The sequence below is a fragment of the Aureispira anguillae genome, from assembly GCF_026000115.1.
GTDB lineage: Bacteria > Bacteroidota > Bacteroidia > Chitinophagales > Saprospiraceae > Aureispira > Aureispira anguillae.
Window position 1 is genome coordinate 5,030,277 of the sequence record NZ_AP026867.1, and the last position, 25,027, is coordinate 5,055,303.

Here is a 25,027-nt window from a genome sequence, read left to right on the forward strand (position 1 = left end):
TTACCAAAAAGCCGCTTTTTTCTGATGAAAAAAGCGGCTTTTTTTATTGCACATCCCAACCTTAAGGCACCAAATCTGCTTCTGCGGCTTGTAACACATAACGTTCATCTCCTTGGTAATGTACAAACGCTACTAGATGGCAATTATCAGGATTCCAATCCGTTGGTAAGGTATACGTTAACACTTCCTGATGTGGTGTGAGTGTTTCGCCCTTTTCTTGAATTTTAGTTCCCCAAGTATCAGTAATAACATCTCTTAATACATGATTGTGCTCATAATTATAGTCCCATCCTGATAGCCCTTCTTGCGGAGCAATAATGTGACTCTCTGTAATTAAAACCGTCAAACCAACTCTTTCCTTCATTCTAACCGCATTGGTTGGTGCAACATCTACTGTTACGGTAACTTTACGATTATTGTCATCATAAGTTGGATTCAATTGAATCGTAGCATCTGGTGGCAAACAGAGTTCTGCTGCAATCGAACCTGCCCAATTGGTAAAGCCTTCAAGTGCATAAACTCCAGATTCTTCAAAATATTTTCGATTCACCATTGCGCTAGGGAGATTAGAAGCCTTCATATCTTTCTCTATTATTTCCCCATCTGCTGTTCGAAAATCATATCCATTCTGAGGTGCCGAATAAACTGGCCAGTGAGAATGAATTGCAACAGGCACTATTTTATTGGGATAGGTTTGTTGCAATTCTTTTATTTTCCGATGCCCTGAAGGGCAATTTACGCATTTCATTCCTGTAAACTCCTCCACCAAAACAACTCGATCGGTTTGGCAAGGAACAATGGTTGGCGGTTTTTCTGGGCAACAGCTTATGGCTAAAAAACAAGCTATAATGGTTGCAAATACATAATTAAGTCTATGCATCATTTTTTATTTTAGGTGAGCTTCTACAGCTTGAATAACTTCTTTATTACCATCCCCTTTATAGTGTACAAAAGCAACAACATAACAATTATCAGCATCCCATCCCGCAGGAATTTCATAATCTGTAATTACCTTTTGTTGCGCACTCAGCACATTTCCTTTTGTAATCAAAACATCTCCCGTATAACTATCCGTTATTACATCCCTAAGCACATGTTTATGTACATAAGCAGGATCCGCTCCATTTGGCGTTACTTGATAACCAACAATATTATTTTCTGTTATCATAACAGATACCGCCAAATCCTCATCAATTGCATCTGTAAAAAAGCTACTAGGAGTCATATCTACAGTAACCGATGCTTTTCTAGTTGCATCATCATAAGTAGTTGTCACTGATAAATCAGCAATGGGTCGATTGCAAATTTCAGCACCAATATAACCTGCCCATTCTGCCAAATCAGTAATTACATCACTTTCTCCTTCAAAAACTTTTCGATTGATACTTGCAGAAGGATAGCCTGAAACAGGTCCCAAATACGAAGACTCTAAGCTTTCTCCATCTGGGCATTTTAAATCAAAACCATTGTACTCCTTAGCAAAGAAACCAGCATGGATACCAACTACAATAATCTTACCTGGGTTTTGACCAGAAAGAACCTCTAATTTTTCGGTTCCAATGGGACAGTTGACACACTTAATCCCCGTAAATTCTTCTACAAGAACAACTCTATTGGTTTGACAAGGAGTAATTTCAGGAGGAATCTCCTCACATCCTAAAGCGATAAAACTACCAATCGCTAACGTCAATACTGCTTTGATTTTATTCATAATGTTTATGTTTTATAGTAGTACACTAATGTTCATGATGATGATGGTCTTCTTGCTCGCTAACAATAGTACATGCTGTAGCAGAACATGTTTCATCTTTTTTTTCTATTTCTAAAGTAACATGCTTAATATTTTCATGTTCCAAAAGGTGTTTTATTTTAGACTTTAATACTGCGGCATCCTCAAACGTACAAGCTTGTTGAATAACTAAATGTGCTGTCATTGCATTTTCTGCTGTACTAAGTGCCCAAACATGAATATGGTGCATAGAAACAATTCCATCCATTTCTAATATTTTTTGGCGAATTGATGCTAAGTTAATTTCCTTAGGCACCCCGTCTAGAATTAAACGAATACTATCTTTAAACAGGCTCCAAGTAGATAACATAATCATAGCAACAATGACCCAACTCATCACTGTATCCACCCAATACCAGTCCGTCCACCAAATAACAAGCCCACTAATTACCACTCCTATAGAAACCAATGTATCGGCTAACATATGCAAATAAGCCCCTTTGATATTCAAGTCTTTGTCTTTGTCTTTTACAAAAAGCCAAGCGGTAAAACCATTGATCACAATGCCAAAACTAGCAATCATAGCGGTGACTGAGCCATTTATAACAACGGGATTGAGCCAACGATCTATACTTTCCCACAAAATCACTCCTACAGCAGTCAATAATAAAAGAGCATTGATCAACGCTGCCAAAATAGTTGTTTTTCGGTAACCGTAAGTATAATTAAGATTTGGGGCGATTGCCAGTAATTTAAAGGCAACCAATGCCAAAACTAAAGCAATTACATCACTGAAATTATGCCCAGCATCTGACAACAAAGCAAGCGAATCATATCTCAATCCAGCAATTACTTCTAATAGAACAAAGATTATATTGAGTATAATACCAAAAATTAATGCCTTATTTACATCTGCAATTCGAAGTTCATGATGTTGGTGGTCATGGTTATGTCCCATACTAAGTAATAATGTTGGTTAAAGTAAAAATACAAATTAATATTCCAAATATGATCATTTATTCATATGGCATTTGAGCTATTTTTAGGGCTTTTGTTCGATTCTTTATTCTACTCCCTAAGATTCAAGAAGTGGATTTATAGCCTGCTCTAGCGGTTCAACAACGGGCTGATCCATTTTCTGTATGGCAAAAAACGCATAAAACATTAAGAATAGAACAATTAACAAAGTAGCATTTCCAAGCCCTCCTATACAAGATCTCAATATACCACTTTCTCTAAAACGAATGCTTTGTATCCCATTCCAAAAACCAATACATGCCCCTATTAATACGGCAATCAAAGGGATTCCAACCATTAACAGCTTCCCCCCCATCCATATCTCTAAATAATTTACCAATAGAGCCATTAGCAATGCAATGCACAATATGCCTAAATTATAAGCTAAAAATCGAATGGATCTATCACTATAATCAAGCTTAACCTTAAGTTCTTCTTGATCTAAAATATTATGGTGTTCCATTCTTAATGCTATTGTTCATTTGAAACAGGCAACTCTCCGAATGAAAAAGCAACTTCTTGGCGCTCCTTTTCTATTTTTTGAAACTGAAGCATTTTAACAGAAACCACTAAAATCCAAGAAGTTAATGTCAAAAAAATCATCCATTCTAAAAAAGGCAGCCACCAAATTTCTGGACGGTCAAAAAGAGGACCAGCTTCTCTCTTAACAGCCATTAATTCTTTGGGCATACTCATAAATAAAACAAATACAAAGGGTATTAAAAAGCCATGGATAGCAGTATGTCGGGGGAAAGGGTGGTTGTTTTCTTTCCAAATGCTCCAAGAAAATAAAGTGGTAGACAATGCCATCAATGAAAAAAAGCTAACGGCCAAGACCAAATGAGGAATTCTATGATCTTCGGGAACTAGACCAACCCCTACGCATAGGACAGAAGAACACACTCCCATTACAACCGCAATTTTATTGGTCTTTGAAGCAGAATAAGTCGCCAAGCCCAACGTAAAAATGGCAAAACCTAGAGAGGAAATAATAATTCCATTGTTATAAATAAAATGATTGATCGAAAACCGAGTGCTGCCCAATTCAGAGATAAAGTGATTAAAAATGGAGTAGGCTTCTCCCTGTTGTCCCTGGTAAGGAATGGCAGCAATAAGTATGACACTATACAAGATAAGACAGGTTGTTATGCCTGCATAAGGGGCTATTTTTTTCATAATTTAGGTTGTTATTTTCTTTTATCAATAGGAGACTATTCTTTTTTAGAATGAGAATTTTCACTCCAAGGAAGAACCTAATAATATAACAAAAAAAACGCCATTTTGCAACTTTCTATAGCCCAATATTGCAACCCAAAACTAAATTACCCCAGCATATAATCCAATACTTTTTTCCAAGTTTCAAAAGGAGCAGTACCAAACAACAATTGCTCTCCTTCAAATTCGGGATATAGGTGATCATCAATCAAAAAGTCACCTTTTAACAACCCTTTTCGCTTACAAATAATTAGATTTTTGGTTCTTTCCAAACCAAGGTGCTGCTCTACCCATACCCTTTTTTCGGTGTAACAAAGTGGATTTCTATAAGAAGGAGCAGTAAGAATATAGACTTCAAAATGTTGCTCCAGTTTTTGATAAGCAGTTAAGGCGTCTGGCAAGGGTTTTAGGCTGGTAAAAAAACCGTATTGAGATTGAGGATAAAGTAGCGTTCCATTGCTCTGTTCTTTCATTTCATTTGATTTGGATTGAAAATCACAAAGCGTATTGTCCATGTCTATGTAGATGCGTTTCTTCATATAGTTATTTTTAGCAGACTATTGCTGCATACAATAATAGGTCTAGCATAAAGAGCAATATACCTTTATCCTTTTCTCCCCCAATGCTATTTAAAATTTAAGTTTCTAAAAATAGGCTTTTGATTAGAATTATCTGTATTATTAATTAAAATTTAAGATCAATGCAACTGTTACTTCCTTTATCCCTTATACTTTTATTTATTTTTCTTCCACTTTATTTGCGAAAAATTGCTAATTCTATTCAACTAAGCAACCTATTGAGTGATGTTGTTGTTTGTTTTGGTGTAGGTGTTCTTATCGGAAATACGCAATCGTGGTGGATGCCCAATACGTTGCATCAAGAACTTGCTTTTTCTATCGCCGAAACCAGTACCGCAGCCTCTGTATTGGTGGCAATCCCAATGTTACTGATGACAAGCAATATCAGCGCTTCTATCCGTTATGCTCCCAAATTTTTAATTTCATTTGGTTTATGTATTCTAGCCGTATTAATAGCAACACTATTTACGATCTATTGTTTTCCTAACTTAGAGTATTTAAGCGAAACAGCAGGTTGTTTGGTTGGCGTTTATACAGGAGGCACCCCCAATATGGTTGCCATTAGTTATGCTATTAAGGCTCCTAATGAGCTATTTGTTATCCTAAATACAACCGATCTATTCTGTTCAGGGCTTTATTTTATTTTTCTAACCTCCATTGCCAAGCCCTTTTATAGCCTATTTCTATCCCCTTCCCGTTTGTCACAGACTAACAATTACAGTCCATTGAACAAGGAACCCATCTTATCAGATTCATTGCAAGACGAAACTAAATCATCGACAAAATTGTTAACCAATGAAACGATTTTGCCAATATTCAAATCACTTATTTTTTCATTTATTTGCATTGGCGTTTCGGTAGGATTAGGGCTTCTATTTGCTACTCCTAATGGTGGCATTAATGAAATGCTACTAATGATTGTTTTATCTACGAGTAGTATTTTATTGTCTTTTCATCCTAAGATACAAGGCCTTAAAGGAGTTTATGAATTTGCCCAATACCTTTTGCTAATTTTTGCCTTAGCAGTAGGATTCATGGCAGATTTCACTAAGTTAGCAGATGTCGGCATCACTTATTTATCGTTTAATGCCATCTTAGTCATTAGCCTATTAATCCTACACCTCATATTGGGGATTTGGTTTAAAATAGACACCGATACCTTCATCATAACATCCACCGCCTGTGTTTTTGGTCCTCCATTTATTGGGCAAGTATGCAGTGCCATCAAAAATAAAGAAATGTTGGCTCCTGGCATGGCATTGGGGGTATTAGGCTTGATTATTGGAACCTATCTAGGCATTTTAGTTACGAATATCATTGGGTATTATTTTTGATGATTCGTAAAAGTACGATACTACTTTGTTAGCAATAAAAATCCTTATGCCAATTAGCGCTTTTGAGGTAAATTAAAAAATAAAATAGTTATGGACTTTTTTAGTGGAATAATAGGACTAATAGTTGGAACCATTCTTTCGTTGGTTGGTGGCATTTGGCTAACAAGAAGAGAAGTTGCTCGCCATCACGCTATTGCTTCGCAAGAGGAGGAATCGACCAATCAACTAGATCAGACCGTGCCATTAGAAAAAAAATTACGGGATGCTATTTATGATTGTGAGCGCAATCTTTTGGCTTGTAAAAAGCAAATTGATGAGATTTGCAAAAATCAGTTAGACCTATTACAAGATGTTGGCAAAAAGTCTCATGTTGCCGTTAGCAATAAGCCACTTTTTTTTGAATATTACAACCCCAATACGCAGGAACGGCATTTCTATTATCAAAAAGACTTAGCCAAAGATATTGCTCAAGAAGTATTAGAAAATACAAAAAATATTGCCCAGAAATACAATAATCACATTCAATTAGTCCTTACTCAACAAGAACTTTTTGAAAAATTAATTGAGTCGCATCAAGAAAATCTCAATCGAATATTAGGGGTAAAAACACAGAGCAATCAAGTAAAAAAAATAACACAGCATCACCATAAATTATCTCAACTCAATGAAGACAATCAGCTAGAAACTAAAGCAATCTACAATGAAATGCTCATTCAAGATATTAGTGAAGAACTAGCCCATCAGGAAGAATGTCTCCGTCAATATATCGCTCTAAATAAGCAATATGACCACCCTTCTGATCAGCAAACAGAAGAAAAGCTCCGAATCCAAATCAAAATGATTATCAATCAATTAGAAGAAGAAGACCCCTCTAATTCTCAGTAAGTGGACAATAAAAATTTTCAATTCAATAATATTATTTTTTTAATATTATTACTTATCATTGTACGTTTTTTATTTCCAGTTTCCCCATCTACAGTCCTTATCAATTATTTTATTAATTCAATTATTTAACATGTATCTTAGAATACTAATTCTATTCCTATCCCTAATTACAAGCAGTAAACTCTTTGCAGCAGAAGGGCTTACAATCCGAGAAGCAATCAATAAAACCGTTCGTCAACAAGCTTTAACCCAAAGAATTGCCAAAGTATATTTAGCACTTAATAATAATCTTTATGAGCCTAAATTTTACCAAGAACGAGACGCTGCGATTGAATTGTTTCAAAGCCAATTAGATGAGTTGAAGATGTATACCCCAACGGACAAAATTAAAGCAGCCCTAAAGCATGTTCGTGTGCTGTGGAAAGATTATAAGGCAGTGGCAGATTGGTCCATCAACGAGGAAGGTGCTATCAAATTACTCAAACTATGTGATGAGATGTTGTTTGCCTCCCATCAGCTCTTTTTATCTTATGAAGAATATGCAAGAGAAATACACAAAGAATATTTTAGTACAGATGAGATGTTGACGATTATAGAATTGATGAAATCAACAGGTCTACAGCGAATGTTAACACAACGTGTCATACTCTTTCACTTGGCCGTTAAGCAGGATATTGATGCTGTTTCGTCTCAACACAAATTAGATCATGCCATTGAGAACTATCAAAAGACACTAAGCTCTTTAGAAAACGCAGAAATCAATTCTCATCCTATAAAAAAGCAGTTGGTTGAAATGAAAAAAGACTGGTCTGAGTTGTTTGGATTTTTGGGTAATTTCAAAAATAATGCTGAACAAATTGATCAAATGATGCACTTAGCAGATGGCTTGTCTCAAAACGCAGATCAAATTTCTACGTTGTACGAAGATCTAGGGGTCAAACTTTCAATCAGCAAATCAATTAATGTATCTGCCTATCAAAATATGCTCACACAACGCATCGCTAAGTCTTATGTTGCAATGACCTATGGCTATTCTATTGCCAAGCACAAGCGTGAATTATTGGCTTGTATTGATTTGTTTGAAGAACAAATGAAATCTATGACTCGCTCGTCTAATGCGACAGAGGATTTAAAAGCTGCCGTGGGTGTTGTAAAAACCATGTGGAAGAACTACAGAAACTTAGTAACCACTTGGAATAAAATGGATGAGCTAACGGTGATGAAAGTATTGGAAAAAGGGCATGTTATGATGGCTGCTTGTGATCAAGTTGCACAAGAAATTGAACGCTATGCGCAAACTATTCCAGATTATAAAGCTTTTTTTGTCAACGAAGATGGCGAACTCATTAACAAAAAAGAAAACATCGCTCATCAAATGCGTTTAGCTGGAATGCAACGAGCTTATGCTCAGAGAATTGCTATTTATTTTATTATGAACTCCTTATCGATTGACATGCACTTATCGAAACAGCGCATGCAAAACACAATTACAGACTACAAAGCTAATTTTAAAATGATGAGCAGCTCGTCAATTAATACGCCAGAAATCAATACAGAGCTAAAGGTAAGCCAAAGAAAATGGGATAAAATTGAACAGTATTGCCATTCGACCCAAAAAGAAGACATTACAAATGTACTAGAACTTTGTTCTACTCTATTTACTCAATTGGATCGCCTTAATACCTTGTACGAAAAACATATGGATACGTTGTTCATGGAAAAAGAATAATAGCCACAAAGTCATGTTAGTTGGAAATTTGAAATCCAAAGAATACCAGTCTTTTTCAAATTTCCAACTAGTTTTTACCTTCCTATTCTTTATTTACGTTGGAAATGTGACGGCTGATAAAATTATAGGCATTTAGACTCATAATTTTTCCCGTAATTTCAGTTGGTGTCAAATCAAACATTAATTCTCGAATGTCTTCTTCGGAAAACAAGTCATTAATAGCCTCAGGGCGTTCCAAGAATCGTTGAATATCAACGGCCAACTGTGGCAAGTCTTCAGACGTTTGATAAGCATCTAAGGGCTCAGCCATCTCGTCAAAATCAGAACCAATTGCAACGTGATCCCAAGCCGAAGCATCGTTAATTGTTCTAATTACCGTTAATATATTTGCCATTAGCAATTTGATGCAAGCTTTTCTTTTTTGTACGGTATTGGGCAATGTTTCATTGATTTGAGTCAATGCAGTTTGTCCTCCCAATACTGTTTTATCCAATGTAATCCCAATCAAGCCTTTAGAAAGGAAAATTTTGCCAATATCCTCAGAAGACAAATTCTGTTGCCAATGATTTAGATAATAGTTGTTGTTCTTCGAATCTTCATCTCGTTTTTTGTACAAGGCATTCCGCTTAGACAAACCACTAATTCCACAGTGGCTACAAATAACAGGAATACCATCGCCCAAAATTTCGGAACGCTCAATTGTCTTATAATATCGAGTTCTAAAATCCAAACTCATATGCTTAATATCAATTAAAATTCGACGACCTTTGTCTTTAGAAATCAACCGTTCTATAACATCAACCCCTAACGAGGTTTCTTTAGCATTAAGCCCTTCGGGCTTTGCATAGATGCCTTGCTGCGCTTTATTTAGGGAGTTAGCATTTCCTCCAAAACCGTTTTTATAACTTTTGCAGAGCGAAATCCAAAGAATAGGAATATCCAAATAAATATCTGAACCATCAATCAAAGGACGAGATCCCTTAAGACGATCTACATTTTCTAAAATTAAGGCTTTGTATTCCTCTAATCCTGTAATTCCGTCATTAATATAAATAGAATGCCCCAAGGAGTGTCCCCCTTCTACGGTCAACACCATTCCAACCCTATTGTTGTCTTTTTCTATTTCTTCCAGCTCTTTTTGATTGCGAATGAGAGAAAAATTATACTCAAAGCCATTAATCATATAAGGCTTATTCTCAAAACGTTCAATAAAATTGATGTTCTCTACTAAATCTTTGAAGTAGTCGATCTCCTTACGTCTCAAAAATAATTGATTGGCATTGACACCAGAAACGCAAGAGATGGTCTTCTTTTTATTTTTATCGGTCAAAGCGCTATTGGTGCCTATAAACTGCTGCTCTATTGGAGATAAGTTTAAACAAGCAATCCTCGTATTCCCTTTTACCAAAGCTTCTAGATGAGATTGCGACTGTTTAGGCACTATTTCGCCAATGTTTTGCATAACTGTTTTAGAGCGCTCTTCTTCCGTACCACATTCATGATACATGGGTTCCCACAACCCGTATTTTAGCCCAATAGAACGAGAGTTAAATGGTTTTTTGCTGGTATTAACATGGAGATCAATAAAGGTTTTATTTTCTCCTTGTCCCCACACAGATGGTAGGACAGAGATAAAACAAAACATACCGAATACAATAATGATAGAGTTCTTCATCCTCAAAGGATATTTAACAATTGTGTTATTTAAAATAATAATTCACTGATGTTCATTTGACAGCTATTCCGTTTCATTACCCAACCTAGTATAGCCACCAATGAATAAGAAAATGCCAGCATGATCATACTGATAAAACCATGCTTAAGTAACTAAGTACGACTAATGATTGTATTAAGCCTCTCTTTTTGCGCCTAATAGCGTTGCTACGCTCATCTGCTACAAACATAAGCTTATGCAGTATGCTTTGCCCCTTATTCATTACCAAAAATATTGGTGAATTTAAGGACACAACCAATTCTACTTCGTTACTTATTTTTAGTTATTATATTCAATCACAAATCTAATTTCATTCCAATAATAACTGATACGATCTTTGTAAGGTATTATTTAACAGGTATTTTTAATCGAGCTCCTACATCCAATATAGTGCCTTGCAGTTTATTGATTACTTGAATCACCTCTACTGACACTCCGTATTGTCTATGAATACGATATAAAGTTTCTCCCTTTTGTACCACATGATAAATAAAAGTCTCTTGCTTAGGAGTCTCCTTTTTATCTTCCTTTTTGACCACTACAGTAGAATTATAATCTTTGGTACTTCCAATCCTATCCGTAGGATAAATGGGTTCCTTTTTTATCACAGGACGTTCTACCTTATCAACTGTTCCCGTTGTTGTCTTTGGGTTAGGATCAGTGGTAGGTGTAGTGGTTGAAGGATTAAACAAAGCATTGGGATTGGTCTTGGGGCTTGAATTTTGCCCTGTATTAGTGGGGGTATTTCTCGGTCTACGAATAACAGTATTTGTTGTTTTATTGGTTCCTGTTGTTGTCGTAGTTGTATTATTAACAACCACATTCAAGAATGCTTTATCCTTAGATTTGGCGGTATTAATACGAGCGGTATCTGAATAAATAGCCTTGTCATAGGTAGGCGTATTTACCTCTACACTTTGTGGCTTAGGGCGTTCCACTTTAGGAATAACAACTCTAGTAGGAACAACTTGTTTTTTTACTTTTTTTACGGTTTCATCATCAACATATGGAGAAGGTAATGTATCAATATGAGATTTTGCACGCAATTTAGGCTTAGACAAGGCCATCTCTTTTAGCATAATTAACTCTCCATTCATAGGCTCCTCCCCTACCTCCAACAAATTCTGAGTTAGCAAGTTGGACAACTTCATTCCAAATTCTTGAGCGATCTCATACATTGTTATGTCTTTCTCTACTTTATAAAAGGTTTCTTCCCCTTTATAGGCATTTCTTTTGGGCTGGATATAGACGGGTTGATAATCCATTAAATTATCACCATCTACCAAATCATTAAATTTTAGAAATCGCTTATATGGAATTCCGAAACGCTTGGCAACAGCCAATGCAGATTCGCCTTTTCTAGAAATAGCATAAGTAGCTCCATTGGTTCTAAAGAAGCCAGGTTTATAAGATTTGAAGAAAAAAGAACGAGGTTTAGCTCTATATTTTCCTGATTTAACATAAGTGTTTGGATTTTTCAACCTAGTGGTATCATAGGTTAACAAGCCCGTTGCCTTATCATATTGCGCCAATTTATATTTTTCAATGGTATGAATCAATTTATCAGGATATTTGGGATCAGTAGCATACCCTGCTTTTTTAAGTCCTTTTGCCCACCTTTTATAATCACTCCTTTTGTATTCAAACAAAAAAGCATAGTGCCTTCTATTAAGCAAAAAATCAGTATGGTCAACATAAGAATCATCTGCTGAAGTATAAACTCTAAAGCAAGATTTTTGAGCCTCGTCATCCCATTTGTACATTGACTTGCCTTCCCAATCTTTGGTGCATTTGATGCCAAAGTGGTTATTCGCCTTTTTTGCCAAATTGCTATTTCCAAAAGCAGACTCGTGAATTCCTTGAGCCAAAGTAATACTAGCAGGAATACCACTACGTTCCATTTCTTGGATAGCAATATTCTTGAAAGTATTGATATACTCATCGACCGTCAGGTCTCCCTTATCTCCTTTCTGAGCAAGAGTTAGAGTGGGCAAAGCAGCTATTAAAGCTATAATAAAATGTGTGTATACTTGCATGGAATCGATAGGTTTTATCGAATAATAACTTACGTTATGACTTTAATTAACAGGTTGTGCGGTTGCTATTTTTTAGCCTTGCACATTTTTGTGGGGCTATTGGCTTGTGTTTATTGGGGTTATTTTATAACTAACGTTTAAAATAAATTGAAAATTGTAATACAATGTATTTTACTCTTGTAATTTGTTTTTCTATCAAAAGAATAAATAAATTAATGGATACAATATGTATGCCCTTTCATCTTCCTCTGTAGAACTGGTTCCTTTTAGGAGGCTTTTTTATTTATTATAAAAAGAAAATATTCACAAATGATAGATACAAAACAATATAGATCTAACAATCAACCCAATATATTTTGTGGATAAAAAATTGCCAAAGTGAGTTATTTAAAATACCAATACCTCGCCTAATGCCAATACCCTAATTCAGATAAAAATATAAAAAAAAGATGCAAAAGCATAGTTTTGCATCTTTTTCTTATTCCTTCGTATATAGGCTAATGATTTTTGTGTTACTTTCCTCCCGTACCACCTCCGCCAAACTTAGCACCAAAGTTAGACTTAGAAACTGTGGTTTTTAGCTCAGGTTGTTTATCATTATTCTTGTTCAAGAAAATAAATTCACCAGATTTTGGTTCCTCTCCTTTCTTTAGGTGATTTCGTTGATAAAGCTTAGAAGCTTTGATGCCATAACGCTGAGAAATAGTATGAATCGTTTCTCCAATAGCTACTTGATGCGGCTCTGTTTGTCCTTTTACATAATTTGCTTTAGGCTCTATAAAAACATAATAGCCTTCTGGCAAATTCGAATCATCTTCCAAATCATTGTATCTCAATAAATCCTTAAAAGAAAGATTGTACTCTGTTGCAATTTCAAATAGGTTTCTATCTTTTGTTGCAACAGTTGCTTTTCGACCGCTTTGATAAAAAACACCTTCATTATCCATTTGACGTACAGGGAAGATATCAACTTGATCTTTAGGAGTTCCATCAGGATTAAAGTAACTGCTTAACGGATCTGACTTGATCATATCCTGCTGTATATTTTCAACACGTTCTAATCTACTTTGCAAATTAGCAATCATATCGTATTGTACAGCTAAGTTATTATCTAGGATTGAAATCTTTTCATTCAATTGCTCCTTTAGTTTATCTTGTTCAGATTTTAGTGTTGTAACTTCTTGCTGTTTAGCTGCTAGGCAGTCTTTTAATTCTTGTTTGTATAACTCAGTTTGAGTCAAAATAGACTCCAAAGTTTTAATTCTACTTTTTAACGATTCTAAATCTTCTTTATACTCCAGTTCTTCAGTAGAATTATTAAATGCTAAAATAGTATTGGTATACTTATCGTACTTATTAAGATCATAAGTTTCGATTGTTGCTACTAGTTTTCTAGCATAAGCAGGATCGGTAGCATAGCCACCTTTCACCAAGCCCTTTGCCCAAATTTCATAATTGGTAGTGTTGGCCAAAAATAAATCGGAGTAATTAGAACGTGATGCTAAAAAGTCTGAATGATCAGCATAAGATTCTTCAACGGTGGCATAAGAACGGAAACAAGATTTTCGAGCGATAACAGAGCCATTTGTATTTTCTTTACTTCTATGAGTATATGTCTCTCCAGTCCAGCCTTTATGGCATTTTATGCCAAAATGGTTGTTTGCGTTCTGGGCTAGTTCACTAGTCCCATAACCAGACTCCAACATACCTTGCGCTAAAGTGATACTGGCGGGAATAGCAGTACGTTCCATTTCTGAAACAGCCAAGTCGTGATAATCCTTTATATATTTTTCTGCGAGGGGGGCGTAATCCATGTCTAACAGCTTTGTTGTTGGGGTAGGGGGACCTGCAACAACACTGTTAGATAGCAATATAGGTATTGCTAATAAAAAAAGTGGTCTTAATTTCATTCTGAATAATATTTTGCTAAGTTCGCTTACAAAACTAAGGAAGTTTTCTGTAACTGAGAAAAATACACCCTTATATTTTTCTATCAATCTAATAACTTTTTCATCTGCCATAATTCCTCTTTTACAAATTTCATTTTATTAAATTCATAAAAAGCCAAACACATACCAATAACATAAATAACTAAAAAACAATTTATTAGCAAAAAAGGAAATTTCCCAAAAAAGGAAACTTTCTTTTTTAGGGAATATAACTAAAAAATTAAAGTCTTTATTTTAGGGTTACTTTTTGTCATCGGATACCAGTGTATAAAAGCCTATAGGCAAATTTTAAATTGAACAATAATTCCTCAATAATGATCATAAATAAGTCTAAAAAGTGTTAAGTTTTGTATTGTCTCTAATCTCCATGCAAAAAGGCAATTTTTATAGGAATAGAGCGCAAACACTCTTAAGAAAGGTAATTATATTTTCTTCTATTATAATATCTATATCATCAGATCCTTTCTCAATTACTTTAACTCCTTTACCTATTGAGGTAGGCAAAATAATACCAAACTATCCCTTTAAAGAAAAAATGACACTAAAAATGGAGATAAAACTATTCAGAATAGAATATTGATATTATACAAGTTTTAATTAAAATAATTGGAAGAAGTAGGTAAACACAATACAATCAACCAAATGAGTAAATTTCATGCTTATTTCTTTTTCTAAAACACAAAATATTTTTAAATCATAGATTTAAACCATAAAGATAATTTTTTTTATGAAAAAAACAAAAAATATTTTTTTTACACGTATACAAAAAGTTAATCTTCATTTCTCTAAAAGAGCTATACCTATGATTACTCCTTATTTTAAGAGCACAAAAAATAGTACTCTATTAATCTGATTTTTTCTCAATTAACATGAGACCATCTCGAAGCGGAAGTAAAACATTGTCTACTCGATCATCTTCTGTTACCTTTTTGTTAAAAACGGCTAAAGCACTTGCACGCTTTTCACGACTACCTTCTACCACTTTTCCATGCCACAAAACATTATCGGCAATAATAACTCCCCCTATCTTAAGTTTTGGCAAAACCATATCATAATATTGGGAATAGTTTATTTTGTCTGCATCCAAAAATATTAAATCCCACTGTTTATCTATTGTAGGAATTATTTCTAATGCATTGCCTTGATGCTGTATAATACGGTCATCTACCCCTGCTTGATGAATATATTCCGTTGCAATCGCTTCTAATTCTTTATTAATGTCAATGGTATGTAAGACACCATTTTGTTGCAAACCTTGCGCTAAACAAATAGCCGAATACCCAGTATAGGTTCCTATTTCTAAAATAGCTTTAGGTTGTTTCATTTTGCTAAAAAAAGCCAAAAACTGCCCTTGCAAATATCCCGACAACATCTGTGGCCGCATAACCTCTAGATGCGTTTTTCTTTCTAATCTATCTAATACGCTTGAATCATACACTTTAGTGTGCTGTTTGGCATATTCCTCTATTTTATTTGGTGTAAGTTTCATTGATGTCGTTCGTTGATTATTTTTGGTTCTTTTACAATCCACAGGTTCACAAAGGAAGCTGCATAAAATCTCCACACAGGAACTATTGTTATCATTTAGTCATTGGATGCAAGCTTAAAATCGTATATTACTTGTTATCAACAACAAAGAATAAGACTAAAAACTTATATAGTTTAACAAAAGTCATTATATAAAATATAACACACAATTGTCCTATGGAAATTCTTTGAACTGTCAAAAAACAATATTTTTTTTGGTTTATCTCTTAGGTTAAATAGAGATAGTAGTTTAGTTAATTGCTTTTTTTTAAGGCACAAAATTACAATAAATCTTCCTTAATAAAAGTTTATTAAAAACATTGTTGTGCAATTTCTTATTCTTTAACAAAAGAAAAGGAGCCAATGGCATGAAGTAATCCTGTAAATGCTTAATAAAAAACCTAAGCTATATTATTTTTGCTCTAAGTTTTTGGTTATTTACAATACAATTGCCCTAGAAAATGATCCCAGCAGACCTTTTTGCCATTCCCACAGAAATTACCCCAAACTTTTTTTGCGCTTTATCATTAGGCTTGGCATAATTCTAGTTTTATTTAATACATTGTTAACAATTATTACATCAATTCAAAAAAGCAAGTTCACCTCCAAACCCCGCTTGTATTTTTTTATAAAAACCTCCAAAACTTCTCTCCATTATGAAAATGAACTTTTTTTTGATGCTTCAATTCCTTTCCCTTTGGGGGTTGACGGCTTTATCTGCTCAAAATAATACCTGGTGTGCTGTAATGATGGAAGGCTCACATAGTCAAACGTATGACAACAGTACTAACTTTCCAAGTGATTTTATAAAATCTCAATGGGACAAAGGGCAATTCATTACAGACCTTACTTATGGTAATGGGGAGTGGTATATCGTAACAGGGAGTACTAGTTATAGTCAGCAAGCTTATTTTAAAGATAAAAAGTTTCCTGGCGAATGGGTTGAAAAAAAATGGAAAGAGGGTTTTGATATAACCAAAGTAACCTATGGTGCAGACGTATGGGTGGTCGTCATGTCCAAAGGAGCGGGGTTAACCAGTGAAAGTTGGGGAAAAAGAGGTAGTTTTAAAGAGATTAAGGCCTATATTCTTGGAAAATGGAATGATGGAAAAGATATTATTGATATTTCATTTGGCAATGGCGAGTGGGTTGCGATCCTAGCAAAAGGTGCAGATTATCATTATCAAGTTTACAATTGGGGCAGTGAATTCCCAACCGATTGGGTCAACGAGAAATACAAAGAAGGCAAACATATTACTTCTTTAGCTTATGGAGAAGGGCTTTGGGTTGTCGTGATGTCTCAATATACTAAAACCAAGGGCGAGCGATACATTGTCTCTTCTGAATTTCCCACCGATTTCATACAGTATCAATGGGACAACAACAAAAGGATCAGAGCTATCTTGTACAATTATGAACGAGATTTAAAAAAATCCTTTGATGAGTATTTTGATGCAGGGATTGCAGCAGCAAACAAAGGCTCACAAGATCTAGCCATTTATTATTATACTGAGGCACTAAAAATAGATCCCTCCCATTCTATTGCTTACAATAATCGGGCTTGGGCCAAATACCTTAGTGGTCAGTGCCACGGAGCGTTAGCGGATGCTGATAAATCGATACAGTTAGCTGCTTCTGAATATAACTATCATACTCGTGGCGCTATTTACACTTGCTTGGGGCGTTGTAGAGAGGCAATTAGTGATTTTAATACAACAATTAACACGGCTTCTAAGAAAGAGGGCTATCAATATGCGGATCGTGCTAAAGCTAGAATTTGCCTAGGTAATCTATCCGATGCTATTGCCGATTATGACAAGGCTATTGATTTAGATCCTAGCAATGCTGCTAAATATCGTTCCGAAAAGGAAAGCCTCAAAAAGAAACAAAATGAGAAAGAGAAACCAACGATTACTTGGGATTATCCTTACAATAGTTTTGTTTCTAGCACTAGTGCTGCTTATAAAATAAAGGCTTGCATTCATTCTTCTGCCACTATAAAAAGTCTCAAGCTCTATGTAAATGGACAGACTTTTTCTTCTAGAGGTTTTGGGGTAGATAGTGATTGTACCGAAAGCATCAATGAGTCAATACAACTCAAAAATGGCAAAAATGAACTCGAAATTGTTGTCGAAACTGCTTATGCAACTGTTCGTTCTGAAAAACGAGTCATAGAATACAAATCAAGTGGTAGTGGGCATTATCATGCCCTCTTAATAGGAGTAGAAAATTATGACGATTTTTCTATCAATGATTTAGAAAAGCCAATTGACGATTGTGAATTGCTAAAAACAACTTTGGTGAATAATTACACCTTTGAACAATCAGACATTCATTTGCTTAAAAACCCAACCAAGGAACAAATCTTAGAAAAACTCATCTACCTACAAGAACGCCTAACCCAACAGGATCAATTATTAATTTTTTACTCTGGACATGGTATGGTCAAAAATGAAATTGGATATTGGTTGCCTTCGGATGCCAAAAAAGACAACCGCCTCAAATGGTTTTCTAATTCTGAATTAAGAGACTATGTCAATAGTATTCAGACACAACACACCCTAGTGATTGCAGATGCTTGTTTTAGTGGTTCTATTTTTACGGGAGGCTATCGAGATGTTACAGAATTTGCCTGTGCCGAAATGGAAAAAATTCCTAGTCGCCGAGCCATGACAAGCGGAGCCAATACAGTCGTTCCTGACAATAGTGTATTCTTTAAATATCTAATTAAGAAATTAAATGAAAACAATACGAGTTGTCTTTCGGCAGAAACACTTTATTCCAAGGTAAAACCTGCTGTTATTTATAATAGCCCCAATAACCACATTCCTCAATTTGGGGTGATGCCTCAAACGGGTGATGAAGGGGGGAATTTTATTTTTAGAAAACGATAAATCCTCAGCACATGGATCAATATAAAAATAGCTTGTCTCTCATTGTTTTAGTGGCAATAACTTGCTTAATTAGCACCACTACGTGGGCACAACCTGATCATTTTAAATTTGGTATGGGGATTCCCAGTGAACCCGATTTGGAATACGACAACTTACCTGTCAAAGCTCGCCTTACTACAGCCAATTACAGGGCGGTGGACACACGGGCATCTTTGGTTAAGTACGCTCCTAGCCCTAAAAGTCAAGGGCAATATGGCACCTGTACAGCTTGGGCTGCTGGATTTTGTGCTCGAACGATTGTAGAAGCTCAACGTCAAGGATGGACGAAACAATCTACGATTAATGACAATGCTTTTTCGCCAGGTTTCATTTATCGGGTGACTTCTCCCAAAACCAACTGTAATGGTGCTTATGTTTCTGATTGTTTAAAAAGCCTACAGGAGTTTGGTATCGCACAATTAAAAGATTACAATGAAGATTGTCCACAAACAGCTATTCCTAAACAGATTTATAAAAAAGCAGAAGCCTATAAAATCAAAGGTTATGCAACACTATGGAACACCAACAATCCCTCCACAGAAAAACAGAGGGTTCAATTGGTAAAAAAAAGCATTGATGAAGGCAATCCCGTTATCATTGCTATGTATGTCCCTAATTCATTTTGCTATAGCAAAGGTCCTACATGGTTTCCCAAAAGTACCGACCTTGCCGTTGGCGATCAAGGGCATCAACACGGTCGGCATGCCATGTGCATTGTAGGGTATGATGACGAACAGGATGGCGGAGCGTTTCGCATTCAAAATAGCTGGGGAAATGCTTGGGCCGACAAAGGTTATATTTGGGTAAGGTATGAAGATGCAGCAGAGTTTATTTACCAAGCAATTGAGTTATTTAAAATGCCTGCTATTGCTTCAAAAAATGAAACGACTAAATTGGCGGGCGCTCTAAAACTAGTAGAAGATACAGGACAAGAAATGACCGCCAGTTTAAATTCGTCTAAGGCTTACCAAATGAACAAAGCTTATCGTTCTGGTACTCGTTTTAGAATTTATCTCAACACCTACCAACCAGCTTATGTTTATGCCATTGGTTCTGATAATAGCAATAAAATTTATCAAGTATTTCCACATAAAAAGGGAGTTAGCCCAGTATTAAATTATAGCGAAAATAGCGTTCCTATCCCTAGCCAAGATCATCATGTACGGATGGATGGCAATATTGGAACAGATTATCTTTGCGTCATCTATTCTAAAAACCCACTGAATTTAGAGGAGATCAAACGCACGGTCAGTCAAGAAAGTAGCCGATATAGTTTTCAAGAAAAAGTGCAAAGAGCATTGGGCAGCCAACTCATGTCTAACGATAACATTAATTATGGTATAAAAGATGGGAAAATGAGCTTCACTGCTGAAGCTAAGGGAAAATCTATTGCTGTGCTTTTTCTTCAAATGGAACATATTGATTAAACCTGATATTTTTATAGGTCTACTTCGTTTTTTTTATAACTTTGCGAACCTAAGTAACTAAGCAGAATTAATGATTGTAAATTTAACGCATAATCAATTCTACTTAGTTACTTATTATTAATTTTTATAACCACCAGTATCAGCATCACCATGAGACGTTCTCATCCAATCTTTTTAGTTCTTCTTTTTTTAATCTGTTTCTTCCCTCTCCTTTTAGTAGGTCAACATGTTGACCCTGCGGTACATCAAGTTGAAGGGCATCACGATAGTTTAATTTTTGAATTGTTAGAATGGGTAGAATTCATTGTTGACTTGGTTGGAATTGCCATTTTGATTGTAGGTTTTGTCAAAGGAATTCTTGTCTTTCTCAAATGGGAATTAGATAATCTTCGAGGAGGTGATATTTACGACGATATTTTAGCACTACGGAGTACCTTAGGTTGGTATATCATTCTTTCCTTGGATTTTTTAATTATTTCCGACATCCTTCATTCGGTGATAAAACCTGAGTTTAATGATTTGATTAATCTAGGAATTATTGTTGTACTTCGTACTTCTATTGGTTATTTCTTGGGGCGTGAATTAATGGAGTTGCGCCATGCTGAACAAGAAGATAAACGACGACACGAAGCAGCACTTCAACAAGAGAAAACAGATTTGCAATAACCTAGTTTTCTGAGTGCAGGGCAAATTTTAAACAAAGATTTCCCCCTGAGCGAATTGCGCTCTTATTTTTCTGTGCCAGAAAAAGATCTCGCCCCTCCTTTTCCTTAAAGGAGGGAAACACTTATGAATAATCTTGTATGGGTATAAAGAATCCCTTTGCTACGTTTATTACTCATCGAGCAAAGCCCAACAAAGGCTTGATAAGGAAAGGTTTATTATTAAAACACAAGGCAGGACTCCATCTCTATATAAAAACAACTCCTATTTTACCATTCCCTTGGGGAATAAAGATGTTTTCCCTCTTTTAGCAGCTTTAGGGCTTAAAGCAGCCTTCTTTTTCGCCTCTATATCCGCTTTATTATTGTTTTTAGCACGTGCAGCATTGTTAGGATTATAGCCATAATCTTTGCTGTTATGTACACTATTATAAGCAGGACAAGAGGGTCCTTGATTGCACGATGCAAAAGAAAACAGAGCTACGAGCAACAAACAAAGGCTAAAAAATTTCATAATGGATAGATTAAACGAATTAATATTCTAGTAGTCAAACTTAATAGTTGGTTGATTTTTGCACACTTCCCCTCTACCCGACGGTTTCTAACATTTAACAGAATGGGCTTTTTCTAGCCCTATTTTAGACGTTAGATCGTTTCACGCTTAGATATTAGATCCCAATTAAGTTGTAATTGGGATCTAATATCTAATTTCTAAGAGCAAAACGATCTAAAAATAGATAAAAGCTGCCCCAATTTTAATTTTTACAAAAATCATTGAGTAGAGAAGCACACTACTATACTAAGATAATAAAAAAAGAAAAAAAAGCGTAATTATACTACGTTCATTATTGGTTAGAGTTGTCATTTCTATCCCCAATAACGTGTTCTTAACATCTATCGCTTACATTATACAATAATACTGCTAAGTCGTCAAATATTTAGCCTTTTTTACTTTTCATCCTTGATATTCCATAGAATATATTGTAAATTGAAGGTTTGAAAGAATTTATCCTCACACTAGAAAATCGTTTCTTATGAAAAAAATTTACCTCTCCCTAAGTCTTCTTTGCTTATTTATAGGGCAAGCACAGACGCAAACCTATGCTGATGATGTTGCACAAATTATATTTGATAACTGCACTTCTTGTCATCACAACGGAGGAATTGCTCCCTTCTCATTAATGAATTACACCGATGTTTCTAGTAAAGCTTCTTGGATACAAACAGAGGTCAATAGTGGTAATATGCCTCCTTGGTCTCCCGATGATACCTATTCACAATTTGCACATGCTAGAAGTTTAACAACGGCTGAAATTACCACCATCAATAATTGGGTAAATGCAGGTGCTCCGCAAGGCAACCCAGCTAATACCCCTCCCCCACCAGTATACAATCCTAACAACTGGCAATTGGGCACTCCTGATTTGAGCATTAGAATTCCTGACTACATTAGCAAAGCAACTTTTGGCAATGATGACTATGTTTGTTTCTCTGTCCCAACAAATTTGGTAACGGCAGAAACCATTCAAGCAATTGAAGTTATTCCTGGAGATCCATCTATTGTTCATCACCTTCTCGCTTATATTGATGCCAATAATACCTATGGAACGGATACCTTAAGCCATAGTTGTGGAGGACCAACCAACCTGCCGCTAATAGCGGGTTACACGCCTGGCAGTTCTCCTTCACAGTTTCCAAATTCTACAGGACTAAAAATGGGAATTAATTTACCCGCCAATTCCAGAATTATTTTTGCCATGCATTACCCTGAAGGAAGCCAAGGAAAAATGGATAGCACTCGAATTAATTTTCACTTCTATCCTCAAGGAACCAGTGGAGTACGCCAAGTTTCTGCCAATCCCGTACTTTCAGATTATTCATTTACCATCAATTCTAATACTATTGATAGCGTAGACGCTTGGTTTCCGAGTGCTACCCTCCCAGTGTCTACCAATTATTCTTTTTTTAGCATCTTTCCTCATGCTCATTTACTAGGCAAAAACTTTATTGTTTATGCTGTTAATCACTTTCCTCCTTATGACAAAATTCCCTTAATTCATATTCCAAAATGGGATTTTGATTGGCAAGGTTTTTATGTCTTCAAGTATTTACAAAAAATGCCTGCTGGTTATAAATTATATGGTAAAGCCGTTTATGATAACACCACCAACAACCCTTATAACCCTAACAATCCTCCCCAAAACATCAGTTTTGGACTCAACACCACAGACGAAATGTTTTTGGTTTATTTCCAATACATGCCCTATCAGACTGGTGATGAACTCATCAATATTGATAGCCTTTTGCAGCTCCAAAATTACACTAGCACAGCCCCCATTGCGACCAATCAGCAAGGAGTATTCTTAACTTCTTACCCCAATCCTTCCAATGATCTCACAACCATTCAGTATTATACTCAATACGATGCCAAGGTCGAATTGGGCATTTATAATCTACAGGGAAAACTGGTCAAACAATTACTAAATGCTGATCGCACCAAAGGAGAATATTTTACAGCATGGGACGGGCGCAATGATACAGGTACTAAGGTTCCTGCTGGCATATACATCAGTCAACTTCATATCAATGGCAAAACCGTCACACATAAGATTGTTCGACATTAAAATTAGTTGATTAAGAGAACAAAACGAATGATTTCCTAGCATAAAAAATCGGCATCAAATTGCTTTGATGTTGGTTTTTTATGCTAAAAATTTGAGATCGATCAACTATTGCATACATTTTATACTTCGTTATTTTTCTTTAATTCAGATAACAACAGCTCCGAAATAGGACTTCCCAAACCTGTACAAGGGTCCCAACCTTTAGCTGCTTTATAAAAGTTATCTCCATTTTGCCCACTAAGCACATCATTAAACCCTTTGCTTGTTTCTTTATTCAACCATATTCCATATAGTTGTTCATTAACAAAGCCTAATTTACTATTTGTTCCCTGATTAAAACGAGCAATCAATCCTGCCCACATTGGCACAACAGCGCTAGTCCCTGATTGAAATTTCTTTTCGCCATCTTGATAGAACATATAATTTTGAGCATGCAAACTAACATCAGGCACTCCTCTTCCTGTTTTAGCTGGGGAGAAGTTGCCCAAGGTTATTGCATTTGCCTTTTTTTGCCAAGCTGGTACAGGGAATAGCGTGCTAATTCCCCCTCCCGTTGTATCAATAAAGTACATATCTTCAAAAGTATTCCAGACCACTTCTTCGATAATTGCACTGCCTTTTGTTGTTATTGTTGTTCCCCCACATCCTAATACAAAAGGACTGGAGGCAGGATAATTTACACTCAAACTCCCCATCAATCCATCCGTAGAACCTTTATCCCCAGAAGAAGCTATGACCGTAATAGCTTTACCTTTTGCATTCGTTAAAGCATCTTCCATTGCTATTACAATAGCTTGCGGCCATTGACTTTCAGGAGATCCCCAACTCATGGATAAAATAGTTGGAAGGTTGCTATCGTCATTAACGGCAGCAAGGACTGCATCAACATATCCCTTCTTAGAATTTTCGGCAAAATAAACCACTAATTGAGCGCCTGGTGCTGCCGACCCAACAACCTGAATATCCAGCAATACTTCTTGAGAAAATTGCTCATCTGAAGGATCATTTTTAGCAGCGCCAACCAATACTGTTTTTATTTCAGGAGTAGGTATATTGACGGCCTTAAAATAAGCATCGATATCGCTTTGAGCAAAACCGCCTCCCAGTTCTATAACCGCAATCGTATTTCCTTTTCCATCTAATTTTTCTGGAAATTTGTATAATTGGGTTAATTCCGTTGCTGTAAAGTTATTGGCTGCTTTCTCTTCTGTAATATCGGGCAACACCCCTGTTGTTTTTAAATGAATTGGTAAATTATCTAAGCCTAATACAGCCATTACTTTGCCCTTTAACGTTTTGGGCAGACAATAAGCAGCACCATGAGAATAGAACTGTTGTCCTTCTCCATGATAATTATGAAGTTTTATCCGAAAAGCTTTTTCGATATTTTCAGTAGTCCCTGTTAATCGTACTAGTTTTTTGCCCAATGCTTTTTCGGTTACTTTTAGTTGGTATTTTTTAGAAAACTCCTCTACTAGCACAATCGTCTCAACATTTGAAGCAGCTTTTGTTAGTACTATTAGCACCTCTATTTTTGTATGAGAAGCCAAAGGTTCCCCCTTTTTAAATAATTCATGATGATGGCTTTCGCCTAACTGAAATTCATAATGAGAACTAAAAAAGTTGATAAAAAACTGGACTAATTTTGTAATGAAATTTTGCATAATA

General features: G+C 35.7%; 19 protein-coding genes. 7 read left to right on the forward strand and 12 right to left on the reverse strand.

Features of this window, described 5'->3' with window-relative positions:
* Positions 1-61 precede the first annotated feature (61 nt).
* The 6 genes from AsAng_RS19655 to AsAng_RS19680 form a co-directional block, all read right to left on the reverse strand.
* Positions 62-883 carry an Omp28 family outer membrane lipoprotein gene (locus AsAng_RS19655; protein ID WP_264788803.1) on the reverse strand — a complete coding sequence of 274 codons (822 nt, stop codon included), beginning with the start codon at positions 881-883 and terminating at the stop codon, positions 62-64.
* 3 nt (positions 884-886) lie between these two features.
* Positions 887-1,711 (reverse strand): Omp28-related outer membrane protein, encoded by an 825-nt coding sequence (locus AsAng_RS19660; RefSeq protein ID WP_264788804.1) that lies wholly within the window; start codon positions 1,709-1,711, stop codon positions 887-889.
* Positions 1,712-1,736: 25 nt separating this feature from the next.
* A complete protein-coding gene (locus AsAng_RS19665; RefSeq protein WP_264788805.1) occupies positions 1,737-2,687 on the reverse strand; it encodes a cation diffusion facilitator family transporter in 951 nt (316 codons plus the stop codon).
* A 117-nt stretch (positions 2,688-2,804) separates the two neighbouring features.
* Positions 2,805-3,209, reverse strand: coding sequence for a hypothetical protein (locus AsAng_RS19670; RefSeq protein ID WP_264788806.1), 405 nt, complete (start codon positions 3,207-3,209; stop codon positions 2,805-2,807).
* Positions 3,210-3,217: 8 nt separating this feature from the next.
* Entirely contained in the window at positions 3,218-3,922 is a 705-nt protein-coding gene (locus tag AsAng_RS19675; RefSeq protein WP_264788807.1) for a DUF998 domain-containing protein, read from the reverse strand.
* 146 nt (positions 3,923-4,068) lie between these two features.
* Positions 4,069-4,500, reverse strand: a complete 432-nt coding sequence (locus tag AsAng_RS19680; protein WP_264788809.1) for a 5' nucleotidase, NT5C type — start codon at positions 4,498-4,500, stop codon at positions 4,069-4,071.
* A 161-nt stretch (positions 4,501-4,661) separates the two neighbouring features.
* On the opposite strand from AsAng_RS19680, the gene AsAng_RS19685 reads away from it, so the two are divergent.
* The 3 genes from AsAng_RS19685 (at position 4,662) to AsAng_RS19695 (ending at position 8,487) form a co-directional block, all read left to right on the forward strand.
* Positions 4,662-5,873 (forward strand): DUF819 family protein, encoded by a 1,212-nt coding sequence (locus AsAng_RS19685; RefSeq protein WP_264788810.1) that lies wholly within the window; start codon positions 4,662-4,664, stop codon positions 5,871-5,873.
* Between the two features lie 90 nt (positions 5,874-5,963).
* Positions 5,964-6,758, forward strand: coding sequence for a hypothetical protein (locus AsAng_RS19690; protein WP_264788811.1), 795 nt, complete (start codon positions 5,964-5,966; stop codon positions 6,756-6,758).
* A 130-nt stretch (positions 6,759-6,888) separates the two neighbouring features.
* Positions 6,889-8,487 (forward strand): type IV pili methyl-accepting chemotaxis transducer N-terminal domain-containing protein, encoded by a 1,599-nt coding sequence (locus AsAng_RS19695; protein WP_264788812.1) that lies wholly within the window; start codon positions 6,889-6,891, stop codon positions 8,485-8,487.
* Between the two features lie 82 nt (positions 8,488-8,569).
* Here AsAng_RS19695 and AsAng_RS19700 read toward each other — a convergent pair whose 3' ends face one another.
* The 4 genes from AsAng_RS19700 to AsAng_RS19715 all read right to left on the reverse strand — a co-directional run bounded on the left by AsAng_RS19700 (position 8,570) and on the right by AsAng_RS19715 (position 15,675).
* Positions 8,570-10,162, reverse strand: coding sequence for a dipeptidase (locus AsAng_RS19700; protein WP_264788813.1), 1,593 nt, complete (start codon positions 10,160-10,162; stop codon positions 8,570-8,572).
* A 386-nt stretch (positions 10,163-10,548) separates the two neighbouring features.
* Entirely contained in the window at positions 10,549-12,237 is a 1,689-nt protein-coding gene (locus tag AsAng_RS19705) for a glucosaminidase domain-containing protein (protein WP_264788814.1), read from the reverse strand.
* A gap of 512 nt (positions 12,238-12,749) precedes the next feature.
* Positions 12,750-14,147: a glucosaminidase domain-containing protein gene (locus AsAng_RS19710; RefSeq protein ID WP_264788815.1), complete on the reverse strand. Its 1,398-nt coding sequence runs from the start codon at positions 14,145-14,147 to the stop codon at positions 12,750-12,752.
* 883 nt (positions 14,148-15,030) lie between these two features.
* Positions 15,031-15,675, reverse strand: coding sequence for an O-methyltransferase (locus AsAng_RS19715; protein WP_264788816.1), 645 nt, complete (start codon positions 15,673-15,675; stop codon positions 15,031-15,033).
* 694 nt (positions 15,676-16,369) lie between these two features.
* Here AsAng_RS19715 and AsAng_RS19720 point away from each other — a divergent pair.
* The 3 genes from AsAng_RS19720 to AsAng_RS19730 all read left to right on the forward strand — a co-directional run bounded on the left by AsAng_RS19720 (position 16,370) and on the right by AsAng_RS19730 (position 20,739).
* Positions 16,370-18,607: a DUF7477 domain-containing protein gene (locus AsAng_RS19720; RefSeq protein ID WP_264788817.1), complete on the forward strand. Its 2,238-nt coding sequence runs from the start codon at positions 16,370-16,372 to the stop codon at positions 18,605-18,607.
* An 11-nt stretch (positions 18,608-18,618) separates the two neighbouring features.
* Positions 18,619-20,073, forward strand: coding sequence for a C1 family peptidase (locus AsAng_RS19725; RefSeq protein ID WP_264788818.1), 1,455 nt, complete (start codon positions 18,619-18,621; stop codon positions 20,071-20,073).
* Between the two features lie 150 nt (positions 20,074-20,223).
* Positions 20,224-20,739, forward strand: a complete 516-nt coding sequence (locus AsAng_RS19730) for a DUF1622 domain-containing protein (protein WP_264788819.1) — start codon at positions 20,224-20,226, stop codon at positions 20,737-20,739.
* A gap of 261 nt (positions 20,740-21,000) precedes the next feature.
* On the opposite strand, the gene AsAng_RS19735 is transcribed toward AsAng_RS19730, so the two are convergent.
* Entirely contained in the window at positions 21,001-21,249 is a 249-nt protein-coding gene (locus tag AsAng_RS19735; protein WP_264788820.1) for a hypothetical protein, read from the reverse strand.
* Between the two features lie 520 nt (positions 21,250-21,769).
* Here AsAng_RS19735 and AsAng_RS19740 point away from each other — a divergent pair.
* Positions 21,770-23,359: a T9SS type A sorting domain-containing protein gene (locus AsAng_RS19740; RefSeq protein WP_264788821.1), complete on the forward strand. Its 1,590-nt coding sequence runs from the start codon at positions 21,770-21,772 to the stop codon at positions 23,357-23,359.
* 119 nt (positions 23,360-23,478) lie between these two features.
* Here AsAng_RS19740 and AsAng_RS19745 read toward each other — a convergent pair whose 3' ends face one another.
* Positions 23,479-25,023, reverse strand: coding sequence for a S53 family peptidase (locus AsAng_RS19745; RefSeq protein WP_264788822.1), 1,545 nt, complete (start codon positions 25,021-25,023; stop codon positions 23,479-23,481).
* Between the last annotated feature and the right edge of the window lie 4 nt (positions 25,024-25,027).